This is a genomic window from Mesorhizobium sp. B2-7-3 (assembly GCF_006440715.1).
Taxonomy (GTDB): Bacteria; Pseudomonadota; Alphaproteobacteria; order Rhizobiales; family Rhizobiaceae; genus Mesorhizobium; species Mesorhizobium australicum.
The window spans coordinates 70,449-92,261 of the sequence record NZ_VFTY01000017.1; the positions used below are offsets into that span (position 1 = coordinate 70,449).

A 21,813-nucleotide genomic window follows, 5' to 3' on the forward strand; every position below is an offset into this window, starting at 1 on the left:
GGCCGGAAGGAGGACCATCATGCGAACTGATCCTCCAAAGCACAGCGGCCTGTGTCGACAGTTCTTCATCGCGCATGGATTTCAAGATGTGGCGTCGTCGCGTCGCTTGCAAGTCCAGCGCGGGGCAAGATTGAGGGCCAGAAAACGCGGGCGCGGCAGTAGGCAATCCTTCGCTCAAGCCCTAGAGCAGGCCGAGGTCGGCCAGCTCGCGCCTGAGTTTCGGCGGCATCTCGACCAATCCCGCCTTGCCCTTGCCGAGGTCGGCCGGGGCGTCCGCCGGCTTCAGGTAACGCCAGCCCTGGAAGGCGCGGCGCGGCTGCCAGTCGGTGCGCACCACCTCGGGGTCGAGCATCAAATGGCAGCGGCCGATGCCGTCGTCATCGGTGAACGGCCGGATTTCCGTGATCAACTGGCGGCACTGCACGCTGCCCTTGATCACCCAGTAGAGCGAACCGCCATCGGTGACCTCGTCGCCACGTGTCGGCATCATGCGGGTGGTGTGCCAGTGTTCGGCTGGTTCGCCGGCACGGCGGCGCTCGTCAAGACGGAAGGCGATCCACTCTTCGAGATCCTCGACACTGTCGCAACCGACGCAAAGCTTTAGGAGATTGAGAGCCATCGCCCAAGGTTAGTCCGGAGCGCCGAGACGTCAACGGCCTGACGGACTTCTCCACAGTGCCGGCTTGGGCCAGCCCTCAACACTCGACCACATTGACCGCCAGGCCGCCAAGGCTGGTTTCCTTGTACTTCTCGTTCATGTCGAGGCCGGTCTGGCGCATCGTCTCGATCGCCGCATCGAGTGGCACGAAATGCACGCCGTCGCCTTTGATGGCCAGTGACGCGGCCGTCACCGCCTTGACGGCGCCCAATGCGTTGCGCTCGATGCACGGCACCTGGACCAGCCCGCCGACCGGGTCGCAAGTCATGCCGAGATGATGTTCGAGCGCGATTTCGGCAGCATTCTCGACCTGCTCGGGGGTGCCGCCCATGACCGCGCACAGGCCGGCCGCAGCCATTGCCGAGGCGGAACCGACCTCGCCCTGACAGCCTACCTCGGCGCCCGATATCGACGCATTGGACTTGATGATGCCGCCGACGGCCGCTGCCGTCAGCAGGAAGTCGCGAATGCTCGGCTGGTCGGCCTCGGGATGGAAATGCAGCCAGTAACGCAGCACCGCCGGCAGCGTGCCGGCGGCACCATTGGTCGGCGCGGTGACGACACGCCCGCCGGCCGCATTCTCCTCGTTGACCGCCATCGCATAGATCGACAGCCAGTCATTGGCGAGTAGCGGGTTCGGCCGGTTCTGTTGCCACTGCTCTTGCAGCTTGTCATGGAGCTGCCTGGCGCGGCGGCGCACCTTCAGGCCGCCGGGCATGATGCCGTCCTGCGACAGGCCGCGGTCGATGCAGCCCTTCATGGCGTCCCATATCGCGTCGAGGCCGGTGTCGAGCGCCTCGCGCGACATCTGCGTCTCCTCGTTGACGCGCTTCATTTCGGCAATGGAAAGGCCGCTCCTGGCCGCCATCTTCAGCATCTCGACAGCATTCTTGAAGGGATACGGCACTTTCTTGCCCTCGGTTGTGACCGAGCCCTTCGACTTCATCCGTTGCAGCTCTTCTTCCGAAACCACGAAGCCGCCGCCGATCGAATAGTAGATGCGCTTGAGCAGCAACCGGCCGCCGACGTCGTAAGCGTAGAACGCCATGCCGTTGGCATGACCGGTGAGCGGCGTCTTGCGGTCCAGCACCAGATCGGTGGCCGGATCGAAATGGTAGGGAGGGTGGCCGGGCGGTGAAACCAGCTTGTCGGCGGTGATGCGGCTGACAATTTCGTCGGCTCGGTCGGGGTCGACCGTTTGCGGCGTCTGGCCGGCAAGGCCGAGAATGACGGCACGGTCGCTGCCATGGCCGATGCCGGTATAGGCGAGCGAGCCATGCAGGCTGGCGCCGATGCGATCGACCTTGGCGCCAGCGGGACGCGGCCAGTCGTCGCCCGCGACCTCATCGAGGAAGCGGCGCGCAGCCGTCATCGGTCCCATCGTGTGCGAGCTCGAGGGGCCGATGCCGATCTTGAACAGGTCGAAAACCGAAAGGAACACGCTGTCTCCTGGGTCACGTCGAGGATTACATATAGGAATTCCCGGGATGTTTCCGCTCTTTTGACAATCGCGGCGCAGCACCTGCCGACCTTGTTTGCTCCGGCAGCGACATCGAGTGCAACGCGCCGTGCAAGGTCATCGAAGCAACCGGGCCGAATATGGTAGATTCGGCGCCATGGGCGATTCCTATCTTTCGACGGCCGATCTCGCGGCGCTGGGCTTTTTCCTCCTCGCATGGGTGCTGCACACGCTCGCCTCGGACGGCCACCTGGTCGGCCGCGTGTCGCTGACCACCGCCATGAATGCGCAACGCGAGGCCTGGATGCGCACTATGGCCGAGCGCGAGATCCGCATCGTCGACACCGCCATCATGAGCGGCCTGCAGCAGGGAACCGCCTTCTTCGCCTCCAGTTCGCTGATCGCGCTCGGCGGCTGCTTCGCCCTGCTTGGCGCGTCGGACCGGGTGCTTGAGGTGCTGAGCACCTTGCCCTTGGGCGGCGCGCCGTCGCGCTCGGCCTTTCAGATCAAGGTGCTGGGACTGGTGCTGATCCTGGCCTTTTCCTTCTTCAAATTCGGCTGGGCCTATAGGCTGTTCAACTACTGTTCGATCCTGATCGGCGCCGTGCCGATCCCGCATGGCGAGGCCTCGCGCAATCCCCTCACGCAAACGGCCGTGTGGCGCGCGACGCAAATGAACATGCTGGCCGGCAAGCATTTCAACTCGGGCCTGCGCGGCGTGTTCTTCTCGATCGGCTATCTCGGCTGGTTCGTCGATCCCCTGGTGTTCGTGCTGTCGACGCTTCTGCTGCTGGCCGTTCTGGTACGGCGCCAGTTCTTCTCGGCGGCGCGGCGCGCGGTGATCGGTCAGCCGCCCGGCGTCGGAAACGGCTGATCGATGCGTCCGGAAAGCCAATAGGCAAAAAGCCCGATCCATTCGCGAACCCCGATGGTCGTGTTCTGCAGCGAATCGGCCGCATTGTCGCGAAACAAGCCGACGCCTTCCCGACCCGAGGTGCGATAGTCGACCGGCCATTGAACAGTTGGAAAACCTGCCTTGTCGAACAGGGCCTTGGCGCGCGGCATGTGAAAGGCTGATGTCACCAAAAGCCATGTCTCGCCCGGTTTGGGCTTGACCAGTTCGCGGCTGAAGACCGCGTTCTCGTAAGTGTTGCGGGATTTGTCTTCGAGGAGCAGCCGGTCGGCCGGGACACCCAGCGCCTCGAGCAGGCGCGGCGCGGTGTCGGCATCACCTTCGCCGTCGAAGAACAATGAGCCGTTTCCACCGGAGACCACCACTTTTGCCTGCGGGAAACGCCTGGCGAGGATCGCGGTCTCGACCATGCGATCGCCGCTGCTGTTCAATTCATAGCCGCCGCGCACAAGGTTGATAGCGCCCTCGAAGCCGCCGCCGAGCACGACGATGCCGTCTACCTTCTCCGGCAGCGGCGGCCTGGGAAAGCGTTCCTCCAGCGGATTGAGCATCATCGCTCCAAGTGACGTCCACGCCGACAGCGCAAGGATCAGAAACGCCAGCACGCCGCCGCTGACGGCAAGTCGCCGCCGGCCGGCCATCCCGGCGAGCAGGCCTGCCAAAAGCAGGAAGATCGTCAGGTTGAGTGGCTGGATGAAGAACCAGAATATCTTGGAAAGATAGTAGAACATCGCTCACTCATTACAGCCCGCAAGGCTGTCCAAAATCGATCGCGATTTTCAGGACCATGCGTCAGGCGAGCGATTTCCTTACCACCACTTCTCCGGCTGGAATGTGCCGGCCGCCTGCTCGATGACAGCCGCGGTCTGGAAAAGCGTCTCTTCCTCGAACGGCCTGCCGATCAATTGCAGGCCGAGCGGCAGCCCCTTGGGGTCGAGGCCGGCGGGCACTGCGATGCCGGGCAGGCCGGCCATGTTCACGGTCACGGTGAAAATGTCGTTGAGGTACATCTTGACCGGATCGGCGGCCATGTCCTCGTCGGCGATGCCGAAGGCAGCGGACGGCGTCGCAGGTGTCAGGATGACATCGACGCCGGCGGCGAAGACATTTTCGAAGTCGCGCTTGATCAGATTGCGCACCTTCTGAGCCTGCAGGTAGTAGGCGTCATAGTAGCCGGCCGACAGCACATAGGTGCCGATCATGATGCGGCGCTTGACCTCGCGGCCGAAGCCGGCGGCGCGGGTCTTCTCATACATCTCGACGATGTCCTTGCCCGGCACGCGCAAGCCGTAGCGGACGCCGTCATAGCGGGCGAGGTTGGAAGAAGCTTCCGCGGGCGCCACGATGTAATAGGCCGGCAGCGCGTATTTGGTGTGCGGCAGGGAGATGTCGACGATTTCGGCGCCGGCGTCCTTGAGCCAGGCAATGCCCTTCTGCCACAACGCCTCGATCTCTTCCGGCATGCCGTCGACACGGTATTCCTTGGGAATGCCGACTTTCATGCCCTTGATCGGCTTGCCGATCGCCGCCTCGTAGTCCGGCACCGGCCGGTTGACGGACGTGGTGTCCTTGGGATCGACCGACGCCATGGATTTCAGAAGAATGGCGGCGTCGCGCACGTCGCGGGCGATCGGTCCGGCCTGATCGAGCGACGAGGCGAAGGCGACGATGCCCCAGCGCGAGCAGCGGCCATAGGTCGGCTTGATGCCGACGGTCCCGGTGAACGCGGCTGGCTGGCGGATCGAACCGCCGGTGTCGGTGGCGGTTGCGCCTGCACACAGGAAGGCCGACACGGCGGTCGCCGAACCACCGGAAGAACCACCCGGCACCAGCTGCGCATTGTCGAGGCTACGCTGGGTTTTCGTGCCACCTGCCGAGACGAAGCCGCCATCACCCTGATGCGTCGTCGGCATCACCACCGTATCGAGGCGCGAACGCCGCCACGGGTTGATGACCGGGCCGTAGTAGGAGGTCTCGTTGGACGAGCCCATGGCGAATTCGTCCATGTTGAGCTTGCCCAGCATGACGGCGCCGTCGGCCCACAGGTTGGACGTGACCGTTGATTCATAGCGCGGCTTGAAGCCGTCGAGCACGTGGCTGCAGGCCTGGGTGTGGACGCCTTCGGTACCGAACAGGTCCTTGATCCCGAGCGGAATGCCTTCCAGCGCACCGCCCTCGCCCTTGAGCAGCCTGGCATCCGACGTCTTGGCCATGTCGCGCGCCTTGTCGCCGGTCACCGCCACATAGGCATTGAGCGCCGGATTGGCGCGATCGATCGCCAAGAGATAGGCTTCGGTGATCTCGGTCGCGGTGATTTCCTTGGCGCGCAGCTTGGCGCGGGCCTGCGAAATCGTCAGATGGGTCAGGTCGCTCATCAAAGGCTCTTTTCGTAAAACACCGACCACTCGGAATCGGGATAGTCCAGCACCGGGCCGCAGCGCGAGAACCCGGCGCGTTCATAGACGGTCCAGGCGGCGGGATGGCGATCGCCGGTCTCCAGCACCAGCCGCTTCAACCCTTCATCGCGCGCCAGCGCCTCGACCCGTTGGACGATTCCAGCGCCAATCTTGCGGCCACGATGCGAAGGCCTCGTGTACATACGCTTGACCTCGCCAATGGCATCGTCATGGCGCTTGAGTGCACCACAACCAATGGCGACGCCGTTGTCGCGAGCGATGAAAACCGTCGTGTCCTTGCCTGCCATCTGCTCGACCGTCAGGTGGTAGCAGTGCTCCGGCGGCGTCAGTTCGAGCAAGGTCGCGTTGAGTTCCGCGACCAAGCCGCGCACGTCGTCCTGCAGCGGCGTTTCGATGGCGATCTCGATAGCCATCGGTGCCTTACTCCACGACCTTCGGCACGAGGAAGAAATTCTCGTCGGTCGCGGGCGCGTTGGCGACGATGTCGGCCGCCTTGTTGCCGTCGGTGACGACATCGCCGCGCTTCTTCATTTCCATCGGCGTCACCGACGTCATTGGCTCGACGCCGGAAACATCGACCTCGTTCAACTGCTCGACGAAGCCCAGTATGGCATTCAACTCGCCGGTCATACGCTCGGCATCTTCCTCGCTCACCGCGATGCGGGCGAGATGCGCCACGCGCTTCACTGTCTTGACATCAACGGACATGTATTTGCCTCGGGGAAAACCAGTCCGGGCTATAGCGGCGCGGCGCGCGACGCGCAACATGTGCCGCCCGACAATCGGGCAACAACCTCATGGCAGGGCAATGCCCTCGCACAGATAGTAGCTGCCGCTGTTGCCGCTCGCCTCGCTTTCATCGTCGATCGGCCGGGCCGACACGAGATCGACCTGCGTCGGGTTCATCTGCGTCACCGACAGGACGTCAGGAAAGACATAGCCCGGCTCCTGGCAGATCGCCGTCACAGCCCAGCTCGGCGAGCGTGTCGCCTTGCTGACCTGAACGAATTCGCAATTGTATTCGACGCCTTGCAGGCCGTTCTTCGAAAGAACGATGTTGCCGGCATCGATCAGCGTCTGCAGCGTATCCTTTTTGGCTTGGGTACAGAGTTCCTCCGACTGGAGATAGACACCTTCGATGAAGTCATCCGCAGCAAGCGCGGGCGACGCCGCGACAAACATCGATACGCAAAGAGATCGCCCTAATGCCATGGATTTGTTCCGCTTTGGCTGTTCTAGATGGTAATCGTTTCACCAATCTTCGGCAATGCAAGCTTGACCCCAGATCCTTCCAGCCCGGCTTCGAACTTCTCGGGCGTCGGGTCGATCATTGGAAACGTGCCGAAATGGCAAGGGACCACCGTTTCGAACTTGAAGAAGCGGCGGCAGGCAAGGGCCGCCACCGCACCGCCCATGGTGAAGCGATCGCCGATCGGAACGATGCCAATCTTTGGCTCGTGCAATTCATTGATCAGCGCCATGTCGGAAAAGATGTCGGTGTCACCCATGTGGTAGAGCGTCTGGTCTTCCGGGAAATGCAGGACCAGCCCACCCGGATTGCCGAGATAGACGTTCTTGCCGCCCTCTTCGCCAAAGGAGGACGAATGCAGCGCCTGAACGAAAGTGGAGGTGAAACCGCCGCAATCGACCGTGCCGCCAATGTTGCCGGGATTGATCTTCTTGTCGCTGACGCCCCTGCCGACAAGGTACATGCAGATCTCGAAATTGGCGACCAGTTGCGCGCCGCTCTTGCCGAGCACTTCCAGCGCGCCGCTGATGTGGTCGCTGTGCCCGTGCGTCAAAAGAACATGCGTGATCCCTTCGGCCGGTCCTTCCCACCCGTCCGTCCAGGACGGGTTGCCGATCAGATAGGGGTCGATGAGGATTTTCGCGTCACCGGTTTCGATGCGGAAGGCCGAGTGGCCATACCAGGTCAGTTTCATGAATGCATTTCCTCGATTTTTCCCGAGCCAAAGGATAGAACGCCGATAGCCTTGAGATCAAAGGGTATAGTGTCCGCCGGGCATCCGAAAGGACGCGTGCTGTCGAAAAAACGAGGGAAAACCGTTGACCGTCATCACGATTGAGCAATTGCCGGCACGGCTCGCCAACGGCAGGACCTTGGCGGGGCTCGATCTCGGCGACAAGACGATCGGCGTGGCGGTTTCCGATCGGGGGTTCTCCTTCGCTCATCCGCGTCCAGTCATCATCCGGCGGAAATTCTCGCTCGACGCCGCCGTCCTTCTGGCATTGCTGACGAAAGAGAATGTCGGTGCGGTGGCGATCGGATTGCCGATCAACATGGATGGATCGGAAGGTCCGCGCGCACAGAAATCGCGCGCCTTCGTGCGCAACATGGCGCGGCTAAGCGACCTGCCCTTCGTATTCTGGGATGAGCGGCTGTCGACCGTCGCGGCCGAACGGACGCTGATAGAGATGGATTTCTCGCGCGCCAAACGCGCCGGCAAGATCGATTCGGCGGCGGCCGCCTTTATTCTGCAGGGAGTTTTGGACCGGCTTCAGTCACTCGATACAGCCGATCGAACGGGACCGGACCCGTCCAGCGACGCCTGACCCAGGCCAATATCTCGCGACGCCTGCGAAACATCCATATCGCCACGAGCAGCAAGCCATCGAACACGCAGGCTTTTGCCACCATGCCCGGGATGGTTGCGGGGTCGATGCCGAGCATCTGACCGTAGAGCTGGAACACGAAATCGTGCAACTGCCGGCTGAGCATCACATAGCCGAAATTCATGTCGTTGAGCGACAGGTAGAACCAGCCCCAAAACAGCGCCATCGGCGCGGCCCACAATGCGAAGATGTAGCGCATCAGCGGCCTCCCTTCCCGTTCGGACCGGTCCGTCCCGATATCATGGAGAGCAGCGAATTATGCGCCGCGGCCTTCGCCATGCTGTGCGCCGTGGCGTGGAAATCCTCCTCATCCAGCGCAGCTACCGAACGTCGTTCGGCGAGCATCGCGACATAGGAGACCAGAAGTGCGGCCAGTTGCACGGCGACCACCATGAACAGGCCGTTGATGCCTTGGGCCGCACCGCCGATCAGGATCATCGACATCACCCCGGAAGCGGAAATAAAGGCGATGCGAACGACGCTGTCGGCGCCCGGGCTGGACGCGTCGTTGATCAGCGTATCGACAAAGGCCCAGAAGAACAGCACCGCCACGACCAGCAACGCGATCGCCAGCGGAGCGACCACGACGATGTTCTCCAGATTGACAAACTGGGCGCTCTCGACGACCACGCCGAGTACGCCGAGAGCCGCCGTCACACCTCGATTTCCATCGATACAGATCACCGCGAGCAGGGCAAAAACGATCGCCCAGTGCACGGACAGAAAGGAGGTCAGTACGTGTCGCATCGTGATTCCTGCTTCGACAGGAATGACAGTGGGCTTTGCGGTTCGCCGCCGCAACGGAAACCATTTGTTAAGGTTAACGGCGACGGCGGGTCAGTGGGGATTCCGGCAACGCCCCTCGAACATGAACGGCATCTCCGTCAATTCACCGGCGGATAGAGCGTATCGATGATCATGCGCGCGTCGTGGCGCGAATCGAGCATGCCGTAAGTATTGCGCCACTGGCCCGCGAGCCGCGTTTCGACGAAGGCATCGGCGATCCGCCCTGCCCCGAGCCGACGCAACTCGGCGGCCGCCGCAGAGAGCGCAAGCTGTTCCGTCAGCAGCCGGGCCGAGCCCTCGTCGGTTGAAGCGACCTGCATGGCCGCCTTCAGAACGCCGATCGTGCCGCGCCCGCCGGCGCCGAGGTCGCGGTCGATGCCGGTCAATACCTCTTCGAAAAGCCCCGGCGCGCGGCCAAGCACGCGTAGCACGTCGAGCGCCATGACATTGCCCGATCCTTCCCAGATCGCGTTGACAGGCGCTTCGCGGTAATAACGGGCGAGCGGAGCTTCCTCGACATAGCCATTGCCGCCAAGGCACTCCATCGCCTCGTAAAGCAGCGGCGGCGCGATCTTGCAGACCCAGTATTTGACGACCGGCGTCATGGCGCGGGCGAACGCCGCCTCGCCGCGATCGCTCGCCGCCTCGTCGAAGGAACGCGCCAGCCGGAACGACAGCGCGGTCGCCGCGGCAACATCGAGCGCCATGTCGGCCAGCACGCGCTGCATCAACGGCTGCTCGATCAAGGTCGAACCGAACACCTGGCGATGGCGGGCATGATGGATCGCTTCGGCCAGCCCCGCCCGCATGATCGCCGAAGACGCCACCGCGCAGTCGAGCCGGGTCAGCGTCACCATGTCCATGATCGTCTTGACGCCGGCGCCGGGTTCGCCGACCATCTCCCCGATGGCGTTGACGAATTCAACCTCGGAAGACGCGTTCGAGCGATTGCCGAGCTTGTCCTTCAGCCGCTGGAAGCGAAAGCCGTTGCCAGACCCGTCGCCGAGCACGCGCGGCACCAGGAAGCAGGACAGTCCCTCCGGCGCCTGTGCCAGCACCAGGAAGGCGTCCGACATCGGCGCCGACATGAACCATTTATGTCCCGTCAGGCGGTAGAAGCCGCTACCGACGCGTTCCGCCCGGGTCACATTGGCACGCACATCGGTGCCGCCCTGTTTCTCGGTCATGCCCATGCCGAGCGTCAGTCCGGTCTTTTCGACGGGCGGCTTCTGGCTCTGGTCGTATTTGCGCGTCGTCACGCGCGGCGCCCATTCGCGAAACAGTTTTGGGCTGGCCATCAATGCCGCCAGCGAGGCGCTGGTCATGGTGATGGGGCAGAGATGCCCGGTCTCGAGTTCCGCCGTCAGGTAAAAACGGGCGGCGCGCACCTGATGGCGGCGGCCGATCTCGGCGTCGCCATTTTCCCAGACCGAGGAATGCAGGCCGTTGGCCACCGAGCGGCGCATCAAGGCGTGGTAGGCGGGATGGAATTCGACCAGGTCGATGCGCCGTCCCTGGCGATCGTGCGTCCTGAGTTTCGGCGTCTCGACATTGGCGAGGCGCGCCAGTTCCTGCGCTTCTTGCGTCAGCACGAAACGGCCGAGCCCGTCGAGATCCTTGCGCACCGGATCGGAAAAGCGCTCGGCAAGCTGGATCAGCAACGGATCGCCTCGCCAGGCGTTGCCGCCCGTCAGCGGCGGCGGCTGGTTCGTTACGTCGTCGGTCACGCCCAATCCTTCTAGCCGATCCTTCTAGAAAGGCCCTATTGTCGGAAAGCCTCGAATCCGAGGCCGTCGGCTTAGATATAGCCAAGCGTTGCTGCGCGCGCGACGAAAATACCGGCCGATCTAATCGGCTATCTACACGAAAAAATTGAGGAGAACGGCGTCAATCCAAAGCGGGTGCTTGCGGGCGCGAAATCCGCACCCTATAGCAGCCCCTTGAGATGACCGACGCTTCGTCCCTGCCACTCTACCCTCACCGCCATCTTCTGGGCATCAGCGACCTTTCGCCCGCCGACATCGAGCTTTTGCTCGACAGGGCGGATCGGGCGGTCGCGATCTCGCGCCAGTCCGAAAAAAAGACCTCGGCGCTGCGCGGCCGCACCCAGATCAATCTCTTCTACGAAGCCTCGACCCGCACGCAATCCTCGTTCGAACTGGCCGGAAAGCGGCTTGGCGCCGATGTCATGAACATGTCGGTGGCGAGTTCCTCGGTAAAGAAGGGCGAAACGCTCATCGACACCGCGATGACACTCAACGCCATGCGGCCTGACATATTGATCATCCGCCATCAGTCGGCGGGCGCGGCGGCCCTCCTGGCGCAGAAGGTCGGCTGCTCGGTGGTCAATGCCGGCGACGGCGCCCACGAACACCCGACACAGGCGCTGCTCGACGCACTCACCATCCGCCGCGCCAAGGGTGCGCTGTCGAAGCTGATCGTGGCGATCTGCGGCGACATCCTGCATTCACGTGTCGCGCGCTCCAACATCATGCTGCTCAACGCACTCGGCGCACAAATACGGGTGGTGGCGCCCTCGACGCTGTTGCCCTCGGGCATCGACAGGATGGGCGTGATCGTCTGCCGCTCGATGGCGGAGGGCCTGAAGAACGCGGATGTGGTGATGATGTTGCGCTTGCAGCGCGAGCGCATGGAAGGAGCCTTCGTGCCATCGGTGCGCGAATATTTCCGCTATTTTGGTCTAGACGCCGAGAAACTGAAGGCCGCCAAGGACGACGCGCTTGTCATGCATCCTGGCCCGATGAACCGCGGTGTCGAGATCGCGTCCGAAATCGCCGACGGCCCGCAAAGCGTCATCCAGGAGCAGGTGGAAATGGGCGTCGCCGTGCGCATGGCGGTGATGGAAGCGCTGCTCGATCCCCGCCGCAATCAAGAGGGCCGTAATCAAGAAGGCCGCGGCGCATGAGCATCACGGTCTTTGAACGCGCCCGCATCGTCGATCCGTCACGCGGCCTTGATGAAGTCGGCTCCGTCATAGTCGAAGGCAGGAAAATCGTTGCCGCGGGCAAGGCGGCGCTGAACCACGGCGTCCCCGACGGCGCTACGGCGATCGACTGCAGCGGCAAGGCGATCATCCCCGGCCTGATCGACGGCCGGGTCTTCATCGGCGAGCCCGGCGCCGAACATCGCGAAACCATCGCTTCGGCAAGTGTCGCCGCAGCGGCCGGCGGCGTCACGTCCATCGTGATGATGCCAGACACCGATCCGGTGATCGACAATGTGGCGCTGGTCGAATTCGTGCTGCGCACCGCCAAGGACACGGCCGTCGTCAATATCTTTCCGGCCGCCGCCATCACCAAGGGCCTCCACGGACGCGAAATGACGGAGTTCGGCCTGCTGCGCGAGGCGGGTGCGGTCGCCTTCACCGATGGCAGGCATACCATATCGAGCGCGCTGGTGATGCGTCGCGCGCTAACCTATGCGCGCGATTTCGGCGCCACCATCGTCCATGAAACGCAGGATGCCGATCTTGGGTCGTCGGGCGTCATGAACGAAGGCCTGTATGCCAGTTGGCTCGGCCTCTCCGGCATTCCACGTGAAGCCGAATCCATCCCGCTCGAGCGTGACCTCGCGCTGGCGCGGCTGACGCAAGGTTCGTACCACGCCGCGAAGATCTCGACGGCAATGGCGGCAAGCGCCGTGGCGCGTGCGAAGGCCGACGGCGCGGCAGTGACGTCTGGCGTGTCGATCCACAATCTGTCTCTCAATGAAAACGACGTTGGCGAGTACCGCACCTTCTTCCGCCTGACGCCGCCGCTGCGGGCCGAGGAGGACCGGTTGGCGATGATCGATGCGGTCAAGGACGGAACGGTCGATGTCATCGTCTCCTCGCACGATCCGCAGGACGTCGATACCAAGCGCCTGCCCTTCGCCGACGCCGCGGCCGGCGCCATTGGCCTCGAAACCCTGCTGGGCGCGGCCTTGCGCCTCTACCACAATGGCGACGTGCCCCTGCTCAGGCTGATCGAAACCTTGTCCACCGCGCCGGCGAGGCTGTTTGGATTGGCCGGCGGCACGCTGAAGCCAGGCGCCGTCGCCGATCTCGCGCTTGTCGACCTCGATGAACCCTGGATAGTCAGCGAAAGCGGTATCCGCTCGCGCTCGAAAAACACCTGCTTCGAAGGCGCACGGCTGCAAGGCAAGGTCTTGCAAACGCTGGTGGCGGGCCGCACAATATTTTCTGCCTGAGCCGGCGGTAGCCATGCGACTTCAGGCATGGTTGGGGGAACGCGGGGGGAACAATGACTTACGGCCCAATCCTGGCGCTGGTGTTCGGCTATCTGCTGGGCTCGATTCCATTCGGCCTGCTGCTTACCCGCGCGGCCGGCCTTGGCGATGTGCGCAAGATCGGTTCAGGCAATATCGGCGCCACCAATGTGCTGCGCACCGGCAACAAGGGGCTTGCCGCCGCGACTTTGCTGCTCGATGCGCTGAAAGGCACGGCCGCCGTGCTGATAGCAAGCCATTTCGCGCCTGAAGCCGCGATCTGGGCTGGTCTCGGCGCCTTTCTGGGCCACCTGTTCCCGGCATGGCTCGGCTTCAAGGGTGGCAAGGGCGTCGCCACTTATCTCGGCGTGCTGGTCGGCCTTGCCTGGCAAGTCGCATTGATCTTCGCTGTCGTATGGTTGGTGATGGCTTTCCTCTTCCGCTACTCATCGCTGGCGGCGCTGGCTGCTGCCGTGCTGGTGCCGATCGCGCTTTATTTCCTGAGCACGCCGCAGATAGCCATTCTGTTCGTGGTGATGAGCATCATTGTCTTCATCAAGCACCGAGAAAACATTTCGCGACTGATTGCCGGCACCGAAGGCAAAATCGGAGCCAAGGGGTGAGCGAACCGGCCGCCGGGCCGCGTCTCACCGATCGCCAGCGACTGAGCTGGCTGCGGCTGATCCGCACCCAGAATGTCGGCCCGGCCTCCTTTCGCGACCTGATCAACCGTTTCGGTTCGGCCGAAGTCGCGTTGGAAATGCTGCCGGAACTGATGATTTCCGGCGGCGCCAACCGGATCGTGCGCACCCCTTCCCTTGCCGAGGCCGAGGCCGAGATGGAGACCGCGCGGCGAGTTGGAGCACGCTTTGTCGGTATTGGGGAGGCGGACTATCCGCCGCTGTTGCGCAGCATGGACAATCCGCCGCCGATGCTGGCGGTCAGGGGCAATGCCGCGGTGTTCCGGTTGCCGGGTGTCGCGATAGTCGGCGCCCGCAACGCATCGCTTGCCGGCATCAAGATGGCGCGCATGCTGGCAGCCGATCTCGGACGAGACGGCTACGGCATCGTCTCCGGCCTGGCACGTGGCATCGACACGGCGGCGCATCAGGGCAGTCTCTTGACCGGTACGGTCGGCGTGCTCGCCGGTGGGCTCGACCTGCCCTACCCGCCCGAAAATGCCGGTCTGTGCGATGACATTGCGGAGCGTGGCGCCATCATCTCGGAAATGCCGTTCGGCTGGCAGCCGCGTGCCCAGGATTTCCCGCGCCGCAACCGCCTTGTCGCGGGCGCCGCTCTTGGGCTGGTGGTGGTTGAGGCAGCACAGCGCTCAGGCTCGCTGATCAGCGCCAGGCTTGCCGGCGAGATGGGCCGGTTGGTCTTTGCGGTACCCGGCTCCCCGCTCGATCCGCGCGCGGCCGGTACCAACGGTCTGCTCAAGGACGGCGCCACGCTGGTCACCGAAGCTTCGGACATTTCCAGGGCGATCCTTCCGCTGACCGGCATGCGGGCGCCTGATCTGCCGCCGTTTGAGGACCCGCCCGACTTTTCGGCCACACCGCCACCAGGCGAGAGCGACCGGGCCAAGGTGATCGAGGCGCTGGGGCCGACACCGGTGCCGGTCGACGAGATCATCCGCCACACCGGCCTGCATCCCGCCCAGGTCTTCATGGTGCTGCTTGAACTCGACCTTGCCGGCCGCCTCGAGCGTCACGCCGGTGGAAATGTTTCGCTTGTTTTCGGGGAAGGCTAACCGCCCTCAGTGGCGGCTGGTCTTTCTATCTCCGGTCTCGTCGTAATCCTGCATGTTGGCGTCAAAGAGATCCTTTTGAACAAACTGGCGCCAGACCTCATCCGCGTCCTGCGGGCGCGACGGATCGAAACTCGGCTGGGTCTCGTGCGTATTCGGCAGCGACCGCCGGCGTAGCCAGGCAGGCATGATCTCCAAGATGAGACTGGTGAATTGGGTCATCACGGACTCCTTCGATTGAAGGGATGGACCAGGCCGGTCGATCCATCCAAATTACGCTGGCTCACCGCACCCAGCCAAGCCAAAGCCTCGCCGACGTCGGCAAGCACATGGCGCGCCGCTGTCGGTCCGTGCGGTTTGATGCGGATCGACATGCCGTCCATCTCGTTCACGGCCTCGAAACCATTCTCGTCGGATGTGTCGTCGCCTAGAAACACCGGCCGCCGCCCCTCGAAAGCAGGCAGATCCAGAAAGCGCCTGATGGCCGCTCCCTTTGCTGCCTCCAGCGGCATCAATTCAACGCCGGCATTGCCGGCCAGCACCCGATATCCCGTAGGCAACCTGCCCAACGCCTGTTCGACCAGTTGCGTCGCGCGCCGCAACAGTTGCGGTGCCGCGCGCGTGTGGACTGCCAGGATCGGTCCCTTGCGCTCGATATAAACGTCCGAACTGCCCAGCTCCGCTTCGATTTCCTCGGCAAGTGCCGCAATGTCGGCCGGCTCTCCCGCCGCCTCGACCGGGCCGTCGCGGATGAGCCTGTGCTCGAGCCCATACAGCCCGGCGGCGCGCAATCTGAGCGGCTGGAAAAGATGGTCGACCGCGGCGATCGATCGTCCCGTGATGAACGCCAGAGCTCCATCCAATTGCAATTCGAGCCTCGCCAGCAGCGTACGCAATTCATCGCCGACAACCACCGCATCGGGATGCGCGGCGTGTTCGAGAAGCGTGCCGTCAATGTCCAGGAACAAGGCCCACGGGCCTGTTGGGAGCTCAGGCGCGGGCAGTTTTGGCAGAAGCGACATCACAGCGCCGCCACCCGTCTGCGATCGAGCAGCGAGATCACGTTGCCCGATGAGGTCGGGGCGGCGCCGACGGCGCGATCGACCGCAACGCGTTTGCGCAGGCGCGCGGCATCGAGAAGCATGCTGCCTGCCCACCGGTAGACATTATTGTCGCGAACGACCTCACGCATCCTTTGCATGCGCTGCCGCTGCTCTTCCGACGACATCGTCAAAGCCTGCAACAAGGCGTCGCCCATCATTGTGGCGTCGTAGGGATTGACGATCAGCGCTTCCAGCAATTCCTTGGAAGCGCCGGCGAACATGCTGAGCAGCAGGACCCCCTGTTCGTCATTGCGCGCCGCGACGAACTCCTTGGCCACCAGGTTCATGCCGTCATGCAGGCTCGTGACCAAGCAAACGTCGGCGGCCCGGTAGATTTCGTAGACCTGTTCCTGCGAATGATGTTCCGTGACCATCAGGACGGGAGTGTAGCCGTCGCGGCCATAGCGCCGGTTGAGATCCTCGGCTTGACGCAGACACTCTTCATGCAACTGTTGGTATGCGGGCAAGGTGCCGCGACTGGGTGCCGCGATCTGCAGGAAGGCGACCTTGCCAATCCATTCCGGATGGAGCCTCAGCAGCTCATCGAGTGCGGTAAAGCGATCGAGGATGCCCTTGGTGTAGTCGAGACGTTCGACGCCGACACACAGCCTGACATCGTCCGCCAGCCCGAATTTTTCACGAATATGCCGCCGGCATTGCGCCACGTCGGGCAGTTGGGCCTGTCGAGCCGGCTCCCATTCGATTGAAATCGGATACGCGTGAACCAGACTGATCTGGCCGCCATAGGAGATGGCGGAATCCTCGCGCTCGATCCTGCTCTCCAGGAAGCGGTCGACGCTGTCGATGAAGTTGTTGCAATGGAACTGGGTGTGAAAGCCGACGATCGAACTGCCCAGCAATCCTTCTAGGATCTTCTCGCGCCATGGGCAGATGCTGAACACCTCGGAATTCGGCCATGGAATGTGCCAGAAGGTGATGATGATCGCTTCCGGCAGGCGCTCCCGGATCATCCGCGGCAACAGGGCGAAATGGTAGTCCTGGACCAGCACGATGGGCCGCTCGTTACGTGCCTCCGCGACGACGGTGTCAGCGAATTTGCGGTTGACCGCCTCGTAGGCCTCCCAGTCGGACGCACGGAATATCGGTCGGGTGAAGGCTATGTGGCACAGCGGCCAAAGCCCCTCATTGGCAAAGCCGAGATAATAGCCTTGCTGTTCTTCCTCGCTCAGCCAGACACGGCGCAACGTATAGGAAGGGTTTTCCGGCGGCACTTCGACGCGGTCGTTTTCGTCGACCACCAGCGCATCGGCCGAACCGCCGCCATAGGCGATCCATGTGCCCGCACAGGCGCGCGTGATCGGCTCCAGGGCGGAGACCAGCCCGCTGGCGGGTACGACCAGCTGGATGCCGTCGCCGTTGCGGTTATGGATGTAGGGTTCGCGATTTGACACCACGATCACCTGTGCATCGGGAAGTTCCTTCGCCAGAATGTGACGCAACGTTTCCGGCGACCATTGGACGAGGGCTGCGGCCGCGGATTGCCCGTTCTTTTCGAACTCCGGCAACGGGCTGCGAACGGATCCTGCTTCGAGACGGGCGAGCTTCATGTTTCTGGCCCGGCGCGCCCGTGACAGCACCACCGCGAGCGCGACGCATGAGATACCGACAATTACGAGAACGAAGAGCCACAGTGCGGCCGAGGGTACCACCAGGTACGAACTGTTGTCGGGCATTTCGAATTGATTACCTTTCAATGGGACGCGGCAGATCCACCGACAGGAACTCCAGCATCCTTGGCGTGCTGATCCAACGTTCCGCACCCGTGATGGTTCCGATTTTTCAGCTCTTGACCACCAGTGGCACCAATCCTTCATGCGCATCCGCAAGGAAGGCACCGACACGATCCCCCACGCGCTGAAACGTCAGGTCCACCGCCACATGTCCCACCGAGAGATGACGAATGACAAGATTGTCGATGCCGATCGGCAAGTGCGGCCGGGTCACGTGAATTTCGTTCGTCCAACCGTCGATCTGTAGGCCGAGGCAGGCCTGCATGAGCATGAAGGCGGAGCCCGCGGACCAGGCCTGCGGCAGGCAAGCCACCGGATAGGCAATCGGCGCTTCGCCGGCCGAGCGCGTGAACCCGCAGAACAGTTCGGGTAGCCGCATATTGAAATGAACCGCGGATTCGAAGGTCCCGCTCATCAACCGCACCACGCTGTCGCGGATGCCGTATCGCGCCAGCCCGGCGGCGCAGATCGCGGTGTCGTGCGGCCAGATGGATCCGTTATGATAGGACATCGGATTGAAGAAGATCGCATCGTCCGCCAGCGTTCTCAGCCCCCAGCCGGAATGGAACGAAGCCGACAGCAGCTGGTCGGCGACCATGCGTGCGCGATCCGGATTGGGAAGGCCGACATAGAGCAGGTGACCCGCATTGGACGTGCGCACCTTGCAGGGTTGGCCATCGCCATCGATCGCCAGCGCATAGTAGCCAAGCTCTTCGATCCAGAAGTGGCGTTCGACTTGTTGGCGAATGGCATCGGCGCGCAGCTCCCAATTCTCCGCCCGCTCCTCTTCGCCGCGCAGCCGTGCCAGCTTTGCCAATCCCCGAAATGCTGCAAAGACGTAACCCTGCACCTCGACCAGCGCGATCGGCCCTTTCGGAATGCGGCCGTCGGCATGGAAGACGGAATCGAAGCTGTCCTTCCATCCCTGGTTGGCAAGGCCGGATTCCGCGGCGCGCTGATAGGTAAGAAACCCTGTCGAACGGCTCGCTGTCTCGATCCACTCGGCGGCGGCGCACAGCGATGGCCAAAGGCCATCGATGAAAGCCGTGTCTCCCGTGCGGTCCGCATAGGCGCAGGCGAGATGGATGTAGAGGGGCGTCGTATCGACGCCGCCATAGTAGCGGCCGAACGGCAACTCGCTCAGCGCCGCCATCTCGCCCTTGCGGGTCTCGTGCATGATCTTGCCGGGCTCGGAATCGCTGAAGGGAGAGGTTTCGGTCGCCTGGTGCTGGGCGAGAAAGGCAAGCACGCCACGAGCCAGGCCGGGATTGAGCCAAAGCATCTGCAGAGCTGAAATCACGCCGTCGCGGCCGAAGGCGGTGGAGAACCACGGGATCCCGGCATATGGGTAAGGCCCGGTCGCCAGTTCCGTGGTGAGCAATGCCACATCGGCACGCGCCCGTTCCATCCAATCATTGAAGACGCGGCCTGAACTGTGCAGCGTTGCCCCATGCCGGCGCTTGGCGCGCATGCCGAAACGGGCGCGCGCCGCCGCGGCCCGGAAACGTTCACTTTGCGGGCGGGCCGTTGTCTTGCTCCCCACCTCCACATACAGCGTCTGGCGGCTGCGCTTGGTGACGGCAATGAAGAAATCCGCCCGCTCGGAGGTCAGTTGATCCGGGGGCTGTGAAAACGAAATGGCCGAGGTCCGCACGACCTTGTCCAGCCCTTCGTAGCGGAGCACGACCGAACTCTGGTCGATCTCGGCCGTGTGCGCGGTACCGCGCTTGGAGCGGGTCGAGCCCCGGACTTCGAACATGTCGCGAAAATCAACACCGAAGCGCAGTGACACCAAGACCGTCGAATGCTCCCGGCTATAGTTCGAGAGCGTGATGCGTTCATATAGCCTTTCCTGCCACAGAAGCCTGACCCGCTCGATATGGATCGCGCCCTGCGGAATCTGGCGGCCCGCGGCGCTCTCGATCGGCAGATTGGTCAGGTTGCTGGTGAACAGGACGTTGTCCTGGCTGAGCGATGCGCCCAGCAGCGACAACGATCGTCCGCCAACCGTCAGGCGAAATTCGGAGAGCACGCGCGTGTCGTCGCGGAAGAAGCCGTCGCCGGCGCCACGTATGTCGCCATAGGCGTCGGCGACGGCAAAGCAATCGCCATGCTTGAGAGCGTAAAGCCGATGCGGCTCCCTGGGCGCGGTTTCGTCCAGGGAAGCCAGTGCTATCGCAGGATCGAGCTTGCGCTCGTCGAGTTGGGTAATGGTCAAGAAGATTGTCCCGTGCTGGTTTCCGAACGGGTTGAAGATCTATGAGGCCCTGCTCTCTTCGTGGCCGGTGGTCAGCCGCGAATAGGCCTCGACATAATCCCTGGCCATTCTATCGGCCGAAAACCGCCTTTCGAAGGCCGTTCTTATTCGTCGCCTGTCGAGTTGCAGGAGAGCCGGCATCGAGGCGACGGCATCTTCGATGGTTTCGACGACAAAGCCGGTGACCCCATGATCGATGATCTCGGGCATAGCGCCGCAACTCCAAGCCATGACCGGGGTTCCGCACGCCATGGCCTCGATCACCGCAAGCCCGAAGGGTTCAGGCCAGTCGATGGGAAACAGCAAGGCGGCCGCATTGCCCAAAAACCGGGCCTTCTGGTCCTCGCCAATCTCGCCGACATACTCGACCCGGTCGCCATCGATCAGCGGCTGTACGACTTCCTCGAAATAGGCGCGGTCGCCATCGCCGACCTTGGCGGCGAGCTTCAGTTTCAGGCCGGTTCGGCAGGCAATCTCGATTGCCCGGTCCGGCCGCTTGTCGCGTGACATTCTGCCGAGAAAAGCAAGGTAGGTACCGTCCGAACCGGCCTCGAAATCGGCCTCATAAAGGTCAAGCGGCAGCCCGTGATGGATCGTCGCCAGCCAGTTCGCGGATGCGAACCGCGCCCGCTGGCTGCGGGATATGGAAATCATGGGGAACCGCGGGAACCGGTCATAGGCTTGCGCGAGGTCCGCGTAATCTAGCCTGCCATGCGGCGTTGTCACCGTGCGCTGCGGCATATCACGGAAAAACGGGAAATGCAGGAAATGGCTCAGATGGAAATGCACGACGTCGAAGTCGTCGGCCCGTTTGCGCACTTCGTCGAGCATCGACAAATGGGCCGCGATCTCGGACTTCAGCGGACGCGGATCGAGACGAAGCGCCCTTTCGCGGCATGGCACCAGTTTGGCGGAGCTCTTCGTGTCGCCGCTGGCAAACAACGTCACCTCGTGGCCGAGATCGACGAGAGCTTCGGTAAGATACGAGATGATACGCTCGGTACCCCCGTAAAGTCGTGGCGGCACCGATTCGTAGAGTGGTGCGACATGGGCAATCTTCATGTCCCGGCGTCCCTCAATGAGCTGGTCATAGAGCCAAAATGCATCAAGGCCCGGATCGTTCCTATATCAGCGCAAGATGCGTCGAATGATCGATCCGTCCCCTGTTTGAGTAGATCCGCCGCCCTATTTCCTTCTGGTGCTGTCGACCTTGCGCTTGCGGCAGCCGAAGGAGGCCCAGATGCAGCAACCCAGGGATATCGCAGCGCGGCGCCTGAGCATGATCATCGAGCAATATGTCGAGGCCAGAAAACGGCATTTTGGCTTTGTGTCGACTGATCAGGCTGCCCGAGTGATCCGCAGAACCCTGAAGCCCGATCCTTCGGAGCCAGCGCTTTCCGATCACGACCTCGACGACATGGTCGCCGCCCTCGCCGTGAAGAACGGCCTGGCCGTCATCTTCGACCGTGGCGTGCGGGGACCGGCCAACGGCGCCGAGGCCGACCTGAACAGAAAGGAACCGATCATGCGAGCACCGACGGAGACCCCGGATGTTGCCGGCGCGGTGGACGCTATCCTGAGCGATCGCACTGCCCAGCTTTCGATGAGCGCGGTCATCTCGTTGCTGCGCGAACGGACCGGCACCAAGCGATCCGACGCGGATCTGACAGGACTGATCGCCAAGAAAGCCGCCGTTCTGGACGTGCACTTGTCAGGAGGCGCCTGAGCGGTCGTTGAGCGCCGCAAGGATACATGGGCAAATCAAAAGCGCTGACATGTCATTTGCCCTTCCCGAGAGATGGGTGACAGTTCATTCCGGATAGATGGGTTACACTTTCGGCCCTTTGCAAGGAGAGCA

23 protein-coding genes are annotated in these 21,813 nt (G+C 62.9%); 7 read left to right on the plus strand and 16 right to left on the minus strand.

Going from position 1 to position 21,813, the window contains the following annotated elements; genetic code table 11:
* Positions 1 to 181: 181 nt before the first annotated feature.
* Both FJW04_RS28180 and FJW04_RS28185 read right to left on the minus strand, forming a co-directional pair.
* Positions 182 to 619 (minus strand): DUF1489 family protein, encoded by a 438-nt coding sequence (locus FJW04_RS28180; RefSeq protein WP_140616375.1) that lies wholly within the window; start codon positions 617 to 619, stop codon positions 182 to 184.
* Positions 620 to 695: 76 nt separating this feature from the next.
* The gene (locus FJW04_RS28185) at positions 696 to 2,099 is read right to left on the minus strand and encodes an L-serine ammonia-lyase (RefSeq protein WP_140718056.1); all 1,404 of its coding nucleotides are present in this window, start codon (positions 2,097 to 2,099) and stop codon (positions 696 to 698) included.
* Between the two features lie 175 nt (positions 2,100 to 2,274).
* Here FJW04_RS28185 and FJW04_RS28190 point away from each other — a divergent pair, with 175 nt between their 5' ends.
* Positions 2,275 to 2,991: a DUF599 domain-containing protein gene (locus tag FJW04_RS28190; protein WP_140718058.1), complete on the plus strand. Its 717-nt coding sequence runs from the start codon at positions 2,275 to 2,277 to the stop codon at positions 2,989 to 2,991.
* On the opposite strand, the gene FJW04_RS28195 is transcribed toward FJW04_RS28190, so the two are convergent.
* The 6 genes from FJW04_RS28195 to FJW04_RS28220 all read right to left on the minus strand — a co-directional run bounded on the left by FJW04_RS28195 (position 2,964) and on the right by FJW04_RS28220 (position 7,390).
* Complete coding sequence (locus tag FJW04_RS28195; RefSeq protein WP_140718060.1) at positions 2,964 to 3,761, minus strand: YdcF family protein; 798 nt, start codon at positions 3,759 to 3,761, stop codon at positions 2,964 to 2,966. The genes FJW04_RS28190 and FJW04_RS28195 overlap by 28 nt on opposite strands.
* A 78-nt stretch (positions 3,762 to 3,839) precedes the next feature.
* The gene (locus FJW04_RS28200; protein WP_140616367.1) at positions 3,840 to 5,405 is read right to left on the minus strand and encodes an amidase family protein; all 1,566 of its coding nucleotides are present in this window, start codon (positions 5,403 to 5,405) and stop codon (positions 3,840 to 3,842) included.
* Positions 5,405 to 5,860 (minus strand): GNAT family N-acetyltransferase, encoded by a 456-nt coding sequence (locus tag FJW04_RS28205; protein ID WP_140616365.1) that lies wholly within the window; start codon positions 5,858 to 5,860, stop codon positions 5,405 to 5,407. Before FJW04_RS28205 ends, FJW04_RS28200 begins: the two co-directional genes overlap by 1 nt.
* Positions 5,861 to 5,867: 7 nt before the next feature.
* Positions 5,868 to 6,155: an Asp-tRNA(Asn)/Glu-tRNA(Gln) amidotransferase subunit GatC gene (gatC, locus tag FJW04_RS28210; RefSeq protein WP_015317757.1), complete on the minus strand. Its 288-nt coding sequence runs from the start codon at positions 6,153 to 6,155 to the stop codon at positions 5,868 to 5,870.
* 87 nt (positions 6,156 to 6,242) lie between these two features.
* Complete coding sequence (locus tag FJW04_RS28215) at positions 6,243 to 6,659, minus strand: hypothetical protein (protein WP_140616363.1); 417 nt, start codon at positions 6,657 to 6,659, stop codon at positions 6,243 to 6,245.
* Between the two features lie 23 nt (positions 6,660 to 6,682).
* Positions 6,683 to 7,390, minus strand: a complete 708-nt coding sequence (locus tag FJW04_RS28220; RefSeq protein ID WP_015317755.1) for a metal-dependent hydrolase — start codon at positions 7,388 to 7,390, stop codon at positions 6,683 to 6,685.
* 124 nt (positions 7,391 to 7,514) lie between these two features.
* Here FJW04_RS28220 and ruvX point away from each other — a divergent pair, with 124 nt between their 5' ends.
* Positions 7,515 to 8,021, plus strand: coding sequence for a Holliday junction resolvase RuvX (gene ruvX / locus FJW04_RS28225; RefSeq protein WP_140718062.1), 507 nt, complete (start codon positions 7,515 to 7,517; stop codon positions 8,019 to 8,021).
* On the opposite strand, the gene FJW04_RS28230 is transcribed toward ruvX, so the two are convergent.
* From FJW04_RS28230 to FJW04_RS28240, 3 genes are all read right to left on the minus strand, one after another.
* On the minus strand, positions 7,939 to 8,280 hold the full coding sequence (locus FJW04_RS28230; protein ID WP_140616357.1) for a DUF6105 family protein: 342 nt from the start codon (positions 8,278 to 8,280) through the stop codon (positions 7,939 to 7,941). The genes ruvX and FJW04_RS28230 overlap by 83 nt on opposite strands.
* On the minus strand, positions 8,280 to 8,828 hold the full coding sequence (locus tag FJW04_RS28235; RefSeq protein ID WP_140616355.1) for a hypothetical protein: 549 nt from the start codon (positions 8,826 to 8,828) through the stop codon (positions 8,280 to 8,282). Before FJW04_RS28235 ends, FJW04_RS28230 begins: the two co-directional genes overlap by 1 nt.
* Before the next feature lie 137 nt (positions 8,829 to 8,965).
* Entirely contained in the window at positions 8,966 to 10,594 is a 1,629-nt protein-coding gene (locus tag FJW04_RS28240; RefSeq protein WP_015317751.1) for a DNA alkylation response protein, read from the minus strand.
* Positions 10,595 to 10,812: 218 nt separating this feature from the next.
* Between FJW04_RS28240 and FJW04_RS28245 the strand changes: the two genes are divergently transcribed.
* The 4 genes from FJW04_RS28245 to dprA are packed head-to-tail and all read left to right on the plus strand — an operon-like array spanning position 10,813 to position 14,847.
* A complete protein-coding gene (locus tag FJW04_RS28245) occupies positions 10,813 to 11,793 on the plus strand; it encodes an aspartate carbamoyltransferase catalytic subunit (protein ID WP_140718064.1) in 981 nt (326 codons plus the stop codon).
* Positions 11,790 to 13,076, plus strand: coding sequence for a dihydroorotase (locus tag FJW04_RS28250; RefSeq protein ID WP_140718066.1), 1,287 nt, complete (start codon positions 11,790 to 11,792; stop codon positions 13,074 to 13,076). The genes FJW04_RS28245 and FJW04_RS28250 overlap by 4 nt, the downstream gene beginning before the upstream one ends.
* Before the next feature lie 53 nt (positions 13,077 to 13,129).
* On the plus strand, positions 13,130 to 13,717 hold the full coding sequence (gene plsY, locus FJW04_RS28255) for a glycerol-3-phosphate 1-O-acyltransferase PlsY (RefSeq protein ID WP_140718068.1): 588 nt from the start codon (positions 13,130 to 13,132) through the stop codon (positions 13,715 to 13,717).
* Positions 13,714 to 14,847, plus strand: a complete 1,134-nt coding sequence (gene dprA / locus FJW04_RS28260; RefSeq protein ID WP_140718070.1) for a DNA-processing protein DprA — start codon at positions 13,714 to 13,716, stop codon at positions 14,845 to 14,847. Before plsY ends, dprA begins: the two co-directional genes overlap by 4 nt.
* Before the next feature lie 6 nt (positions 14,848 to 14,853).
* Here the strand turns inward: dprA and FJW04_RS28265 are convergent, their stop codons facing one another.
* The 5 genes from FJW04_RS28265 to FJW04_RS28285 all read right to left on the minus strand — a co-directional run bounded on the left by FJW04_RS28265 (position 14,854) and on the right by FJW04_RS28285 (position 21,017).
* A complete protein-coding gene (locus FJW04_RS28265) occupies positions 14,854 to 15,066 on the minus strand; it encodes a hypothetical protein (RefSeq protein WP_015317746.1) in 213 nt (70 codons plus the stop codon).
* A complete protein-coding gene (gene otsB, locus FJW04_RS28270) occupies positions 15,066 to 15,866 on the minus strand; it encodes a trehalose-phosphatase (protein ID WP_140718072.1) in 801 nt (266 codons plus the stop codon). The genes FJW04_RS28265 and otsB overlap by 1 nt, the downstream gene beginning before the upstream one ends.
* The gene (locus FJW04_RS28275; RefSeq protein WP_140718074.1) at positions 15,866 to 17,641 is read right to left on the minus strand and encodes a trehalose-6-phosphate synthase; all 1,776 of its coding nucleotides are present in this window, start codon (positions 17,639 to 17,641) and stop codon (positions 15,866 to 15,868) included. Before FJW04_RS28275 ends, otsB begins: the two co-directional genes overlap by 1 nt.
* 106 nt (positions 17,642 to 17,747) lie before the next feature.
* Positions 17,748 to 19,910, minus strand: coding sequence for an amylo-alpha-1,6-glucosidase (locus tag FJW04_RS28280; protein ID WP_140616516.1), 2,163 nt, complete (start codon positions 19,908 to 19,910; stop codon positions 17,748 to 17,750).
* A gap of 45 nt (positions 19,911 to 19,955) precedes the next feature.
* A complete protein-coding gene (locus FJW04_RS28285; RefSeq protein WP_140718076.1) occupies positions 19,956 to 21,017 on the minus strand; it encodes a glycosyltransferase family 4 protein in 1,062 nt (353 codons plus the stop codon).
* 217 nt (positions 21,018 to 21,234) lie between these two features.
* On the opposite strand from FJW04_RS28285, the gene FJW04_RS30120 reads away from it, so the two are divergent.
* The gene (locus FJW04_RS30120; protein ID WP_224682592.1) at positions 21,235 to 21,681 is read left to right on the plus strand and encodes a hypothetical protein; all 447 of its coding nucleotides are present in this window, start codon (positions 21,235 to 21,237) and stop codon (positions 21,679 to 21,681) included.
* Positions 21,682 to 21,813 lie beyond the last annotated feature (132 nt).

Excerpts from the sequence above, each read along its gene's own strand:
- FJW04_RS28190 (WP_140718058.1), top strand. The coding sequence starts at position 2,275 with ATGGGCGATTCCTATCTTTCGACGGCCGATCTCGCGGCGCTGGGCTTT.
- FJW04_RS28220 (WP_015317755.1), bottom strand. The coding sequence starts at position 7,390 with ATGAAACTGACCTGGTATGGCCACTCGGCCTTCCGCATCGAAACCGGT.
- gatC (WP_015317757.1), bottom strand. The coding sequence starts at position 6,155 with ATGTCCGTTGATGTCAAGACAGTGAAGCGCGTGGCGCATCTCGCCCGC.
- FJW04_RS28250 (WP_140718066.1), top strand. The coding sequence starts at position 11,790 with ATGAGCATCACGGTCTTTGAACGCGCCCGCATCGTCGATCCGTCACGC.
- FJW04_RS28265 (WP_015317746.1), bottom strand. The coding sequence starts at position 15,066 with ATGACCCAATTCACCAGTCTCATCTTGGAGATCATGCCTGCCTGGCTA.
- FJW04_RS28245 (WP_140718064.1), top strand. The coding sequence starts at position 10,813 with ATGACCGACGCTTCGTCCCTGCCACTCTACCCTCACCGCCATCTTCTG.
- FJW04_RS28195 (WP_140718060.1), bottom strand. The coding sequence starts at position 3,761 with ATGTTCTACTATCTTTCCAAGATATTCTGGTTCTTCATCCAGCCACTC.
- plsY (WP_140718068.1), top strand. The coding sequence starts at position 13,130 with ATGACTTACGGCCCAATCCTGGCGCTGGTGTTCGGCTATCTGCTGGGC.
- FJW04_RS30120 (WP_224682592.1), top strand. The coding sequence starts at position 21,235 with ATGATCATCGAGCAATATGTCGAGGCCAGAAAACGGCATTTTGGCTTT.
- FJW04_RS28235 (WP_140616355.1), bottom strand. The coding sequence starts at position 8,828 with ATGCGACACGTACTGACCTCCTTTCTGTCCGTGCACTGGGCGATCGTT.
- FJW04_RS28275 (WP_140718074.1), bottom strand. The coding sequence starts at position 17,641 with ATGCCCGACAACAGTTCGTACCTGGTGGTACCCTCGGCCGCACTGTGG.
- FJW04_RS28180 (WP_140616375.1), bottom strand. The coding sequence starts at position 619 with ATGGCTCTCAATCTCCTAAAGCTTTGCGTCGGTTGCGACAGTGTCGAG.
- FJW04_RS28205 (WP_140616365.1), bottom strand. The coding sequence starts at position 5,860 with ATGGCTATCGAGATCGCCATCGAAACGCCGCTGCAGGACGACGTGCGC.
- FJW04_RS28285 (WP_140718076.1), bottom strand. The coding sequence starts at position 21,017 with ATGAAGATTGCCCATGTCGCACCACTCTACGAATCGGTGCCGCCACGA.
- otsB (WP_140718072.1), bottom strand. The coding sequence starts at position 15,866 with ATGTCGCTTCTGCCAAAACTGCCCGCGCCTGAGCTCCCAACAGGCCCG.
- FJW04_RS28200 (WP_140616367.1), bottom strand. The coding sequence starts at position 5,405 with ATGAGCGACCTGACCCATCTGACGATTTCGCAGGCCCGCGCCAAGCTG.
- FJW04_RS28215 (WP_140616363.1), bottom strand. The coding sequence starts at position 6,659 with ATGGCATTAGGGCGATCTCTTTGCGTATCGATGTTTGTCGCGGCGTCG.
- FJW04_RS28230 (WP_140616357.1), bottom strand. The coding sequence starts at position 8,280 with ATGCGCTACATCTTCGCATTGTGGGCCGCGCCGATGGCGCTGTTTTGG.